The sequence below is a fragment of the Campylobacter sp. US25a genome, assembly GCF_004379075.1.
In the GTDB taxonomy this organism is placed as follows: domain Bacteria; phylum Campylobacterota; class Campylobacteria; order Campylobacterales; family Campylobacteraceae; genus Campylobacter_D; species Campylobacter_D jejuni.
In genome coordinates, this window is the sequence record NZ_RYYM01000005.1 from 63,600 (window position 1) to 76,040 (window position 12,441).

The 12,441-nt window shown below is 29.7% G+C and carries 14 protein-coding genes and 4 tRNA genes; 13 read left to right on the forward strand and 5 right to left on the reverse strand.

The genetic code is table 11. The features are described from left to right. The first annotated feature begins 86 nt into the window (after nucleotides 1–86). Nucleotides 87–1,346 carry an MFS transporter gene (locus ELQ12_RS05175; protein ID WP_002851199.1) on the forward strand — a complete coding sequence of 420 codons (1,260 nt, stop codon included), beginning with the start codon at nucleotides 87–89 and terminating at the stop codon, nucleotides 1,344–1,346. Here the strand turns inward: ELQ12_RS05175 and mutY are convergent. Further along, nucleotides 1,332–2,351: an A/G-specific adenine glycosylase gene (mutY, locus tag ELQ12_RS05180; protein WP_032599258.1), complete on the reverse strand. Its 1,020-nt coding sequence runs from the start codon at nucleotides 2,349–2,351 to the stop codon at nucleotides 1,332–1,334. The two genes, ELQ12_RS05175 and mutY, sit on opposite strands and share 15 nt — an antisense overlap. Before the next feature lie 142 nt (nucleotides 2,352–2,493). On the opposite strand from mutY, the gene ELQ12_RS05185 reads away from it, so the two are divergent. The 9 genes from ELQ12_RS05185 to ELQ12_RS05225 all read left to right on the forward strand — a co-directional run bounded on the left by ELQ12_RS05185 (nucleotide 2,494) and on the right by ELQ12_RS05225 (nucleotide 6,684). Continuing rightward, nucleotides 2,494–3,135: a hemerythrin family protein gene (locus ELQ12_RS05185; RefSeq protein ID WP_002871295.1), complete on the forward strand. Its 642-nt coding sequence runs from the start codon at nucleotides 2,494–2,496 to the stop codon at nucleotides 3,133–3,135. A gap of 3 nt (nucleotides 3,136–3,138) precedes the next feature. After that, nucleotides 3,139–3,738 (forward strand): bacteriohemerythrin, encoded by a 600-nt coding sequence (locus tag ELQ12_RS05190; protein WP_052949861.1) that lies wholly within the window; start codon nucleotides 3,139–3,141, stop codon nucleotides 3,736–3,738. 31 nt (nucleotides 3,739–3,769) lie between these two features. Beyond that, nucleotides 3,770–4,522, forward strand: coding sequence for a hypothetical protein (locus ELQ12_RS05195; RefSeq protein ID WP_126219752.1), 753 nt, complete (start codon nucleotides 3,770–3,772; stop codon nucleotides 4,520–4,522). Nucleotides 4,523–4,593: 71 nt separating this feature from the next. Next, nucleotides 4,594–4,668, forward strand: a tRNA-Gly gene (locus ELQ12_RS05200). A 9-nt stretch (nucleotides 4,669–4,677) separates the two neighbouring features. Next, a tRNA-Leu gene (locus ELQ12_RS05205) sits at nucleotides 4,678–4,766 on the forward strand. Nucleotides 4,767–4,784: 18 nt separating this feature from the next. Further along, nucleotides 4,785–4,858, forward strand: a tRNA-Cys gene (locus ELQ12_RS05210). A 21-nt stretch (nucleotides 4,859–4,879) separates the two neighbouring features. Further along, a tRNA-Ser gene (locus ELQ12_RS05215) sits at nucleotides 4,880–4,967 on the forward strand. A 204-nt stretch (nucleotides 4,968–5,171) separates the two neighbouring features. Then, complete coding sequence (gene ribD, locus ELQ12_RS05220) at nucleotides 5,172–6,182, forward strand: bifunctional diaminohydroxyphosphoribosylaminopyrimidine deaminase/5-amino-6-(5-phosphoribosylamino)uracil reductase RibD (protein WP_134264613.1); 1,011 nt, start codon at nucleotides 5,172–5,174, stop codon at nucleotides 6,180–6,182. Further along, a complete protein-coding gene (locus ELQ12_RS05225) occupies nucleotides 6,163–6,684 on the forward strand; it encodes a hypothetical protein (RefSeq protein ID WP_052949868.1) in 522 nt (173 codons plus the stop codon). The genes ribD and ELQ12_RS05225 overlap by 20 nt, the downstream gene beginning before the upstream one ends. A gap of 7 nt (nucleotides 6,685–6,691) precedes the next feature. On the opposite strand, the gene ELQ12_RS05230 is transcribed toward ELQ12_RS05225, so the two are convergent. From ELQ12_RS05230 to ELQ12_RS05245, 4 genes are all read right to left on the reverse strand, one after another. Beyond that, on the reverse strand, nucleotides 6,692–8,056 hold the full coding sequence (locus ELQ12_RS05230) for an L-serine ammonia-lyase (protein ID WP_002871242.1): 1,365 nt from the start codon (nucleotides 8,054–8,056) through the stop codon (nucleotides 6,692–6,694). Between the two features lie 14 nt (nucleotides 8,057–8,070). Then, nucleotides 8,071–9,321, reverse strand: coding sequence for an aromatic amino acid transport family protein (locus ELQ12_RS05235; protein ID WP_002871243.1), 1,251 nt, complete (start codon nucleotides 9,319–9,321; stop codon nucleotides 8,071–8,073). A 245-nt stretch (nucleotides 9,322–9,566) separates the two neighbouring features. Continuing rightward, nucleotides 9,567–9,983 carry a PepSY-like domain-containing protein gene (locus tag ELQ12_RS05240; protein WP_002871244.1) on the reverse strand — a complete coding sequence of 139 codons (417 nt, stop codon included), beginning with the start codon at nucleotides 9,981–9,983 and terminating at the stop codon, nucleotides 9,567–9,569. 64 nt (nucleotides 9,984–10,047) lie between these two features. Next, complete coding sequence (locus tag ELQ12_RS05245; RefSeq protein ID WP_126219756.1) at nucleotides 10,048–10,791, reverse strand: DUF4261 domain-containing protein; 744 nt, start codon at nucleotides 10,789–10,791, stop codon at nucleotides 10,048–10,050. A 143-nt stretch (nucleotides 10,792–10,934) separates the two neighbouring features. Here ELQ12_RS05245 and exbB point away from each other — a divergent pair, with 143 nt between their 5' ends. Genes exbB through ELQ12_RS05260 form a run of 3 tightly spaced genes read left to right on the forward strand, consistent with a single transcriptional unit; the run spans nucleotide 10,935 to nucleotide 12,422 of the window. Then, on the forward strand, nucleotides 10,935–11,360 hold the full coding sequence (gene exbB, locus ELQ12_RS05250) for a TonB-system energizer ExbB (protein ID WP_126219758.1): 426 nt from the start codon (nucleotides 10,935–10,937) through the stop codon (nucleotides 11,358–11,360). After that, nucleotides 11,353–11,742 (forward strand): TonB system transport protein ExbD, encoded by a 390-nt coding sequence (gene exbD, locus ELQ12_RS05255; RefSeq protein WP_002851470.1) that lies wholly within the window; start codon nucleotides 11,353–11,355, stop codon nucleotides 11,740–11,742. Before exbB ends, exbD begins: the two co-directional genes overlap by 8 nt. Beyond that, on the forward strand, nucleotides 11,739–12,422 hold the full coding sequence (locus ELQ12_RS05260; RefSeq protein WP_070243005.1) for an energy transducer TonB: 684 nt from the start codon (nucleotides 11,739–11,741) through the stop codon (nucleotides 12,420–12,422). The genes exbD and ELQ12_RS05260 overlap by 4 nt, the downstream gene beginning before the upstream one ends. Nucleotides 12,423–12,441: the final 19 nt, after the last annotated feature.

Here is a 12,441-nt window from a genome sequence, read left to right on the forward strand (position 1 = left end):
TTTTTTATTTCTCTTCTTTATTTTTAAATATATTAAACAAAAATCACACTATACTTAAATAAAAATCTAAAATTAAGGAAGGGTTTATGCAAGAGCTTACTCGCACGAAAAAAATTCGCTCTATTATTGCTGCAAGTAGCGGAAATTTAGTAGAGTGGTTTGATTTTTATATCTATGCTTTTACAGCAACTTATTTTGCTCATACTTTTTCAACTTCAGATAATCCTGTTATCCAGCAAATCAATGCCTTTGGGGTTTTTGCAGCAGGATTTTTTATGCGTCCTATAGGCTCTTGGCTTTTTGGCTCTTTAGCTGATAAAGTAGGTCGTAAAAAATCTATGGTTATATCAGTGGTTTTAATGGCTTTAGGCTCTTTTATGATAGCAGCCTTACCAAGCAAAGATACAGTGGGCGATCTTGCTATTATCTTGCTTTTAATAGCAAGACTTATTCAAGGTCTTAGTGTAGGCGGGGAGTATGGCATAGCAGCTACTTATCTTTCAGAACTTGCTACGGAAGGAAAACGCGGTTTTTACTCATCTTTTCAGTATGTAACCCTAATAGGTGGTCAACTTTTGGCCGTTGCAAGCATTAGTATAATGTTTTTATTTTTTAGCATTGATGATATGAAAGATTATGCTTGGAGAATACTTTTTGTAATAGGCGGAATTTTAGCACTAGGCTCGCTTTTTGTAAGAAAAATGATGAATGAAAGTGCTACAAAACTTCACCAGCATGAAGATCGTGGTACTTTAAAGGCATTATGCAAATCTTGGAAACCTTTTTTAATGGTACTTGGGGTTACCTCTGGAGGTTCTTTAGCTTTTTACACCATTACAACTTATACTAAAACTTTTATGGAAAATACGGGTATGGATAAAATGCTTGTTAATAATCTTTTCTTAGGTGCTTTATTTATACTAATGATCATTCAACCTCTTTTTGGATATATAGGAGATAAAATAGGTCACAAACGATCTTTAATTGTATTTTGTATTTTGGCATTGGTAGGAATTTATCCTATTTTTTCACTTATAGCCAATAACGCACAAAATAATCCTTCTTTGACATTTATGTTGGTGGTATTATTGTTTGTTATTTTAAGTTTTTATACTTCAGTTGCTGGGATTTTTAAAGCAAAACTTTTTCCTGAACATGTAAGAGCTTTAGGGACAGGTTTAGGTTATGCTATTTCAAATGCTGTTTTTGGAGGATCTGCTCCTTGGGTTGCTTTACAATTTAAAAATGCAGGTATAGAAAATGGCTTTTTTATATATATAGCTATTTTTACAATCATCATGCTTATAGCTACTTTATGCTTGCCTAAAAAATCAGAGCTTAATTAATTTTAACGCTTTTAAAGAAAGTGCCGAAAGCGCGGTACTTTCTAACTCTTTTAAGGTTTTAAATTCATAATTTTTATTTTCATTGTTTAAAATTTGATGATAAACCTTGATATGAAGTTTATACTTAGTATAGCCGTGCTTAAACTCCCCTATAAAACTCATATCTTTAGAAAGTTTATACTCTCCTTCTTTAAAAAAAGGAAAATTATACATACCCTTATAAAGCTTATCTTGGCTTTTCTGTATCGCAAATTTTTTATTAAATTCAAACAAAAAAAGATTTAAATTTAAACTCTCATAAAGTATTTTTTTAACTCTTGGATAAAGCTCTGTATTAAATTTACCTTGACAAAAATCATACAAAGGACAAATTCCACACTTTGCATTTTTACTCACACAAACCAAAGCCCCTATATCAAGCAAAGCTTGGTTATGATCAAAGGCATGATTTAAATTTAAAAGCTCTTTAGCTCTTTTTTCAAGTTCTTTCATACTAGGATTTTCTAAAGCAAAAAGACGAGAAAACACACGGCGTATATTACCATCAACAAAAGAAACTTTTTGATCATAGCCAAAACAAGCTATAGCGCCTGCTGTATAAGCTCCTATACCGCTTAATTTTTTTAGATCCTCAACTTCTTTGGGTAATTTAGCTTCAAACTTATCCATGCATTCTAAGGCTGCCTTTTTTAAATTTCTAGCACGAGTGTAGTAGCCAAGCCCTTGCCAAGCCTTTAAAAGCTCATCTTCATTAGCATTAGCCAAACTTTCTAAAGTAGGAAATTTTTGCAAAAAGGGGAAATAAAACCTTTCTAAAACTGATTTAACTTGAGTTTGCTGAAGCATAATTTCGCTGATATAAACCCCATAGGCTCTATCAATATGCTTTAAACTTTCATCACAATTTTGACTTTGTAAATTACGCCAAGGTAGAGTTTTGCGTCCATTTTTTTCATACCAAAGAAGTAAATTTTCTTGTAGTTTTTCAAGCTCTTTTTTTTGCATAAATGAGAGTATAACAAAAAATTTTAAAACTTTTGTAAGCATATAATTTATTATATTTTTTACCATTAAAAATGTTTTATAAAATCAAAATTTTTGATATAATTTTACCATATGATTTAAATGAATTCCAAGGATTGGAAAAATGGATGGTCAAAGACTAATCCCTATTTGGGATGAGCGCTATAACATCAATAATCAAAAAATCGATACTCAGCATAAAAGACTTTTTGAGCTGGCAGCACAAGTTGAAAATGCTGTTTTTAAATTTGTTAAACGAGATGAATTAAAAGAAATTTTAATTGAACTCTTTACTTATATGAAGGAACATTTTCATGACGAAGAAGAATTTATGCAAAGCATTCAGTATCCGCGTCTTTATGAACACAAACAAATGCATAAAAATATTATCTATGAAATGTCTCAACTAATACAGAATATAAAAACTACAAACGACCTTAAAGAAAAATTATATTCAATTATGTCAAACTGGCTATCTAAGCATATACTAAGCCATGATGTAATGATAGTTACTTGGATTAATGAGAATTTAATAAAAGATCAAGAAAAAACACGAGCTCCAATTAACCGAGAACAGATTCAAGAACAAATTATGATGTATGAAGAAAATTTTGAATTTATTTATTCTTGCCCATGTCAAATAAACCATAGATTAACTTTTAAAGACCATGTAAGTGTAATGAATGATGGTAAAGTTATGAAATGTAAAAAATGTCACAAACTTTTGATTTTTGTCAAAAGCGAAGAGAAAACTTACAAAGGATAAAATTTGCTTCCAAAATGGGATAAAAGCTATAGTGTCCGAAATGGAAAAATTGATGATCAACATAAAAAACTATTTGAATTAGCAGCCAAAGTTGAGCATATCTTTGATAAACCTGTAAATAGAAATGAAATTAAAATTTTACTTACAGATTTTTTTAACTACATGAAATACCATTTTAACGATGAAGAAAAATACATGATATTTATTAGATATCCTGATTTTGAAAGACATCGTAGAATTCACAAAGAAATTATTCAATCTATGGTAGAAATCATTCAAAACATAAAAACTACAAATGATTTAAAAGAAAAACTTTATACCATGGTAAAAAAATGGCTTTTAGAACATATACTTTATGAAGATATGAAAGTAGAACAATGGAGAATAGGAGCTTTAAGCTCTGAAGATGGAGCTGATATAAGCTTTGAAGAAATAAAAGATGGAGATGAAGATGAAGCAGTTATTTATTTTTATACTTGTGATTGTATAGGACAAATGCATGATGTACCTTTTGGAATTCATAAAAAAATTCAGAGCGATAATGCCAAATTTAAGTGTAAAAAATGCAAAAATCCTATAAAATTTTTTAAAAAAGGATATTAATTTTAAAAATTAAATTATATAAGGATATTAAATGTTAGCTTTTTTTAAAGGTTTAGGCGTAGGTTTTTTATGTTTATTACTTTTTGTTGCGGGAGTAGTTTTTAATGTAGAATTTTTAGGCAAAAAAGACTCTAATCATGATTTATATTTTTCAAGAAATATAGAAGTAAGCAATACACTAAAACCCGATATTTTATATGCAAATATTAATTTTTGGGCAAATGAAAATTTAAGTTCAAAAATCACATTAGACAATAGTGAAAAAGCCGAAATCACAAATACTTTCAATCAAATTTTAGAACGCTCAAAAAAAGAAAATTTTTGTAGCGGAGGAAGTTTTTCTTTAGAACCTAATTTTTCCTATAAAGATGGTATACAAACTCCAAAAGGTCAAAGATTTGATGCGAATTTAGAATGTGAATTTAAAGAAAACCAACTTGCAGATTTTAACAGGCTTTTAAATGATATCAATTCTATCATAGCTAAAAATTATTTCATCAGCGTTTCAACACCAGCCATACAAACAAAATTTTCAAAAGATACACTAAACAACAACAAAGAAAATCTCTACAAAGAGCTTTTAAAAACATCATACGAATATGAAAAAACTTACTCTTTAGATCTTAATAAAACTTGTGTATTGAAAAATTTACAAGTAAATACAAATGCTAATATCGCACCTAGAATGCTAAATGCGAAATCTGATAATATAGAACTTTCATCTCCAATTATCAGCGAAAAAGAACAAATTTTAAGTGCAAAAGCTTTATTTATTTGCAAATAACTTAAGGCAAAATAAACTCCTTTTAAGTTTATTTTGCTATACTTTTATCTTCAATTCTTTCAGAAATTTATGCGGGAATAGCTCAGGGGTAGAGCACAACCTTGCCAAGGTTGGGGTCGCGAGTTCGAATCTCGTTTCCCGCTCCATAATCACCCGCCCGGGTGGTGGAATTGGTAGACACAAGGGACTTAAAATCCCTCGGAATTTTTCTTCCGTGCCGGTTCAAGTCCGGCCTCGGGCACCACTTTTTCAACATTATCAGGGCGACATAGCCAAGCGGTAAGGCATGGGCCTGCAAAGCCTTGATCTCCGGTTCGAATCCGGATGTCGCCTCCAAAAGGCAAAACTTTACTTTATCGGGAGATGGCTGAGTGGTCGAAAGCGGCGGTCTTGAAAACCGTTGAGGGTCACACCTCCAGGGGTTCGAATCCCTTTCTCCCGGCCACCAAAACTTTCTAGTTTATCAAGCTTATATCATTCCTGAAATTATAAAGGATACTACAAATGAAAAATAATACTTCAGTCTTACTATTTTTGTTATATCCTAAAAAACTTAGAAAAACTATGGCTAATATAATTAAAAATAAGAAATACAAATGGAAAATTTAGAATTTATTATCTTAAAACAAAAATATAAAATTTTAAAAATATGTCAAATTTTAAAATACAAGGTAGGCAAATGAAAGAATTTTATATGATTTTAGCCTTAAATGAGGCTTGGAAATATCAGTTTTTAACCTATCCAAATCCGGCTGTAGGCTGTGTAATCTTAGATAAAAATGGAAAAATTTTAGCCATAAAAGCTCATGAAAAAGCTGGATTAGCTCATGCAGAACTTAATGCCATAGCTCATGCTTTTAAAAGCTTAAGACCTGAAATTTCATTGCCCAAAGAAGCAAACGCTTTACATCATTTCATTTGCAAAAACCATCAAGGTGTATTTAAAGATAGCATAGCTTTTATAACGCTTGAGCCTTGCTCTCATCAAGGAAAAACACCTCCTTGTGCAAAACTCTTTAGCGAGCTAGGTTTTAAAAAAATTTTCATCAGCGTTAAAGATGAAAATAAAATCGCAAGTGGTGGGGCTGAATTTTTAAAAAAACAAGGTGTAGAGGTTGAATTTGACATACTTAAAGAAGAAGGAAAAAAACTTTTAAAACCTTTTTTAAAATGGCAAAAAAGGCAATTTAAACTTTTTAAATTAGCCCTTTCTATGAATGGCTCGCCTCTTGGCAAAATCGTAAGCAATGATCTAAGTCGCACTTATGCACATAAAATTAGAGCGGTGATTGATTTGCTTGTAGTCGGTGGAGAAACCATAAGAAAAGATCGCCCTATATTAGATGCTAGACTTTGCAAAGCAAAAGCGCCTAATCTTTGTATCTTAAGCCGTCAAAATATAGATAATTTTGATAAAAATATCCCTTTATTTAAAGTTCCAAACCGCCAAATTTATACCCAAATTCCAAGTGAGGCTAAATTTTTAATGTATGAGGGTGGGGAAAATTTTCTCAAAATCTTTAAAGATGAAATAGATATGTTTTTGATTTTCCAAAGTTCAAGTTTAAATGATAAAAAAAATGTTACAATACCTTTAAATTTCAAGCCACTTTATAGGAATTTTTTAGGGAGTGATACTTATGGCATTTATGAACTTTAGTGGATTTTTTTATGCAAGAAATGATTTAAGATTATTTAAAATAGAAAAGAAAAATGAATTAAAATCCTTTTTTTACAAAGACTACACCTTATCAAGCTACAAAGATGCTCTAAATTTAAACAATGAAATCTTTTTTTATAAAAGTTTAAAAGAAAGCTTATTTAAAGAAAATGATGAAATTTTAGTTTCAAATTTGGGTAAAAAGATCATACTTTTTAGAAATTTCACTCAAAATTGTGATAATTTTAATGAGGCAAAATTAAAACAAATATTGCTTTTATTTTTTTTATTATTAGCGAGTGTATTTTTTGCAAGTTTGGCTATGATTAATGAATTTGGAGCCATAGATCTTGTTTTTTTAATGATTTGCTTATTGCTTTTAGTGATGGGAGCAATCAATCTTGGCTTGCTTTTTAAGCAAATTCGTATTCTTAAAAGTTTTTCCAAAGAAGAAATGAAAGAATTTTTAAGTCAAAGGATGAAAAAATACACTAAAGTGTAAAAACACTTTAGCATACTGTTTTTAAATTTGTAGCAAGACCACCTAAGGAAGTTTCTTTGTATTTATAATTCATATCTTTTCCTGTTTCGTACATGGTTTCTATAACCTCATCAAGGCTTACCATAGGAGTAGATTTACGTGTCATTGCCATTCTAGCAGCACTTATGGCTTTAATAGCTCCAAAGGCATTTCTTTCTATACAAGGAATTTGCACAAGTCCTGCAACTGGATCGCAAGTTAAACCTAGATGATGTTCCATTGCCATTTCAGCAGCGTTACATGCTTTAAAAGCATTGGCTCCTAAAACTGTTGCCATAGCTGCAGCTGCCATAGAACTAGCACTACCAATTTCTGCTTGACAGCCTGCTTCTGCTCCGCTAATACTTGCATTTTTCTTATAAAAAGAACCTATAAGCATTGCTGTTAATAAAAACTCTATAGCCTTTTCATCACTAAAACCTATAGTATGATTTTTAAGATAAAGCATAACAGCAGGGATAACAGCACATGCTCCATTTGTTGGCGCGGTTACAACCTTTGCTCCGCTAGCATTTTCTTCAGCAATCGCAATAGCATATAAAGAAATAAAATCGATAATGCCCATAGGATCAGTTGTCATCGCCACTCTTTCTTTAAGCCCTTTAGCTCTACGTTTTAAATGAAGTTTTCCAGGCAAATAATCTTCATTTGGATGTGTACCATTATAATACACTTCTTGCATTACTTCCCAAATTTCAAGACAATAAGCACGAATTTCCTCTTTAGTGTGAAATTGCAATTCATAACGATAAGAAAGCTCTGCTAAATCCCAATCTCTTTTATCACAAAGCTCTAAAGCTTCTTTTGCATTGTTAAGCTCTATATCTAGTTTTTTCTTTTTGTTTTGGTTGGAATTTTTGCCTTTTTTTTCTAATTGTGCAGCTGTTAAAACAAAGCCTCCACCTACAGAATAATAAGTTTCTTCATCAACTAACCCACCTTTGCAATCATAAGCTTTAATTTTCATACCATTCTCATGCAAAGGTAGAAAATCTTTGGAAAATATCAAATCTTTTTCATAATTAAAACAAAGTTTTTTTTCTCCACAAAAATCAATTTGAGCATTTTCAATAGCATTTTTATTTACTTCATCTTGTATTGCCGCGCTTAAATTTTTAGCTTCTAGGCCATTTAACCCCCAAATTACAGCCTTATCACTCAAGTGTCCTTTACCTGTTAATGACAAAGAACCATAGAGAGTGACTTCAACTCTATCAATTTCATCAAGCTTTTTAGCAACTTTTTTACAGAATAAATTTCCGGCAAGCATAGGCCCTAAAGTATGAGAAGAAGAAGGACCGACACCTATTTTAAAAATGCTTAAATTACTCATTTTTTATCCTTAATTTATAAAAGATTGTGAATTGCAGCAGAAATTGCAACTATTCCCATTACCAAAATAAAAAGATCTAAAAATTTATTACGAAATCTTGCCAAAATATCAAAACGATAAATACAATAAAGTGGCATCAAGAAAAGCAAAATAGCCAAAACAGGACCACCAATAGCCTCAATAATTCCTATAACACTTGGATTTTTATACGCAACAAGCCAAGCGATAGCAAAGGTAATGATCGCTGTTAAAGTTTGAGCGAATTTACCTTGAATTTTACCATTACTTGCTTTATATAAAATGCCATTTAAGCCTTCTTGAGAACCAAGATAATGTCCTAAGAAACTTTTACTAATGGCCACAAGTGCAACAATAGGCCCAACATAAGTCAGCAAAGAAACTTCAGGAAATTTATTTGCTATAAAGGTAAGAATATTGATATTTTGTTCTTTTGCTGATGCAAAATCTTCTGGTGTAAAAGTTAAAGCACAAGAAAAAACAAAAAACATTACAACAAAAACCATAAGAATAATTGCCAAAGAAATAATTTTTCTAGCACGAGGTTCAGCATAATCACCATATTCTTTTTTACAATAACAAGCAAGCGAAGAAATAATAGGAGAGTGATTAAAACTAAACACCATCACAGGAACAACAAGCCATAAAGTAACCCAAAAATTACTTGTTGAGATTACAGAAAAATCAACATTTGTAAATAATGATGAATTCCATTGTGGAATTAAAAGCAATGAAAAAATAAATAAAAATATAATAAAAGGAAAAACAAGAAAACTCATTGCTTTTGTTACAACATTTTCACCAAGAATAGAAATCAAAACCAAAACCCCAACAATCAAAAAACTTACCCACCAACGAGCAGCATGAGTAAGATCTGCATTGAAATTAAACTGATTGACTAAAAATTCAAGTAAAGTTGTTGTAAGATTAGCACTATAAACCAATAAAATGGGCAAAATAGCAAAAAAATACAAAAGCGTAATTAAAAATCCACCACCCTTGCCAAAATAACCTTCTGCAACAAAAGTAATATCATCTTTTGGATTAGAACTTGAAAGCACAAAGCGACATAAATTTCTATGAGCTAAGTAAGTCATAGGAAAAGCTAAAACAAGTATAACTAACAAAGGTATCAATCCACCAAGCCCAGCACTAATAGGTAACAAAAGTACACCGGCTCCAATAGCTGTTCCAAAAAGAGATAAAACCCACCTTGTATCGTGACTAGTCCATTTAGGAGTATTCATTATTCTTCCTTAAAATTGTAAGATTATATCTCTTTTATTTTAGCAAAATATTTATAAATAATTATTTTTTTTTAAAAAATATTTTAAATTTTATGTAACATTTTGTAAATTTAATTTTATAAAAAAACAATCACTTGTATCAATAAAGTATTATTTTAAAACTAAATATATTTTGGGTTTTACAATCAAAAAATAAAAATTTGGAAGACTATGCTTCCAAATTAAGAAGGTTAAATTTTCAAAAATTAATCTAATTTTTGACCTAGGACATTTCCTTGCATATCCGTATAAACTTTCATGTTATTATTAAACTTAAATTTATAACCATTAATTTCTTTATCTATTTCAATAATTTGAGCATTTGGTTGAGTTGCACTCACTTTTTTCATAACACTAGGTAAAATAGTATGCGGTAAAGCCTTGTATTTTCCATCAACTTCTTTCCAATCTCCATTGATCGTAAAATCAATTTCAGTTCCATCATTTAAAATTACATCATAAGAATCTATATCTTTTTTCACTAAACCAATTTGAGCGGTTTTAAAATTTTTAGAAATAAATTCTTTGGCATTATTTGGAAGTTCGCTAGCAGGAACAACCATATCTTTAGCTAAAAGCACCGTAGCGCCCAACAAAGCAAGTAAAGTTAATTTTGCTTTCATAATTTCTCCTTTTGTGTTTTGGTTGGCGAAAATTTAACTCAGAACTGTGAAGTGAATGTGAAACTTAAAAAATAATTTTCAAGATTTCGTTCTCAACACTTATGCCTTGACTTTTTATAAATTTTATTTCTTTTCCATCTTCAAATTTTAAAATATCTTTATCTTTTAGATTAATATCATAAGTTAAAATATGTAAAACAATATCATAAATACAAAAGAAAAGTTCTTTTTCTTCTATGTTTAAATCACAAACTTCAAGTTCTAATTTATCAAAATTTCTAAGCCCACAAGTATAAGCATTGACTCCATTTTCACTAGGATAAACACTAACATATATCCAATTATATACCGGCAAGCGATTATCATCTAACATTTTTGCATTTTCTATATAAAAACTGGGCTCTAAAACAACTGCACCTGTATAAAAACCTAAAGCATGTTTATTATCCAAACATAAAGCTGCAATTTTCGTAAACATTTTAGCTTGTTCTAATTTGCTTTGATCCTGACTTAGCACCGCTATAAGAAGATGAGCTTTATGTTTTTTAGTTTGCTCTAAGGCATCTTTCCACATAAAATTAAAATTTGCATAATATTCTGCTTCGTGATTAGGTATAGGATTTTTAATCAAATTTAGAGTAATCAACATATTTTCATGTGAAAAAATCACACCCTCTTTGGTAAAATTTTCATCAGCTATTTTTATATTAAATTTATCTTCTAAAATGCTTTTTAACTCCAAAAAATCAAAATCAACTTCGTCAAGAAGAACAAAAGAGGTAAAATTGTGATTTAAATCTATAGTCATGTTAAACCCTATTAATTTTTATAAATTATAACCTAATAAAAACAAAAATTTCTTATAAATTATGATAATTGATATTAATTATAAATTTATTTTTTATATAGTATAATTTTTTAAAATTTATAAGTATATTTTTGGAGAAAAATGTGGAATTTCTAAAAGATTACATCGACTTAATTATCTTTTTAATTCTAGGAATTATGGCATTTATAGCTTTTTGGTGTGTCATAGAAAGAATGCTATTTTTTAGAAAAATTAACTTTAAAAATTATGAGAATCAAGAGCAATTTGATGATGCAATTAGTGAAAATTTAACCACTATATATATCATTTATTCTAATGCCCCTTATATAGGACTTTTAGGCACTGTAATAGGCATAATGGTTACATTTTACGAAATGGGCTTGGTAGGCAATATAGATGTCAAATCTATAGTCGTGGGACTTTCTTTAGCTCTTAAGGCTACAGCTTTGGGACTTTTGGTTGCTATTCCTGCTTTAATGGCTTATAATGCCTTACTTAGAAAAGTTTCTCTCTTAAGCAATGCTTATAAGGCAAATAAAAATGCTTAAACTACCGAAAAATGAAGGTTTAAATATAGTTCCATTTATAGACATTATGCTTGTTTTGCTTGCTATAGTACTTAGTATTTCAACCTTTATTGCGCATGGAAAAATTCAAATCTCACTTCCTTCAAGTGAAAATGCTACCAATATAAGCAATAATGAAAAAAAACTTCTTATAACCATAGACGAAAAAAATACTTTTTATTTAAATGATAAATTAGCTGATTTAAATGAAGTTCAAAATGCTATTTTTTCACTTGATAAAAAAACCATAGTAGAACTAAAAAGCGATAAAAATGCCAAATTTGAAAGCTTCGTAAAAATTATAGATTTTTTAAAAGCCAAAGAACATGAAAATTTTCAGATTCTTACTGAGAAAAACAAATGAAAACTTTATTTTTAAATCATAAATACCAAGCTTCTTATATAACTTTTATAGTCTTTATACCTTTACTTTTTGTCATTTTTCACTCAAATGACTTTTTTAAAATGGAAATTAAAAATGAAGATTCTTTTTCTTTAGCAATAAAACAATTTACCCAAACCAATCCAACAAATGAGACTAAACCAACAGAATCCACTATAGAACCCATCAAACCAAAACCTCAGCCAAAAGTTATTAAAAAAACTCCTGAAAAAATTCAAAAAAAGATAAAAAAAACACCTCCACACCCAATACCAAATAAAACCCCCATAGAACCAACTCAAGAAGTTAAAACTTTTGCAAAAACAACTGATACAAATGTCAAACCTAAGATCACTCAATTAACACAAGGAAAAGATAATCACCCTGTATTAAAAGAAATCCAAAAAGCTATACAACAAGCACAATTTTATCCAAGGCAAGCAAAAAAAATGCGTATGCAAGGAACTGTAAAAGTAGAATTTTTATGGAAAGAAAACAAAACTTTAGCGGATTTAAAAATCATCGAAAGCTCAGGATATGATTTGTTAGATAAAAGTGCTTTAGAAAGCATAAGAAAAGCTTCTTTAAATTTTCCACAGTATAACGGAGATTTAAGAATTACACTACCTATTATATATGATTTTAAAATCTTAAGAGGATGAAATTATAATTTTATAAAAA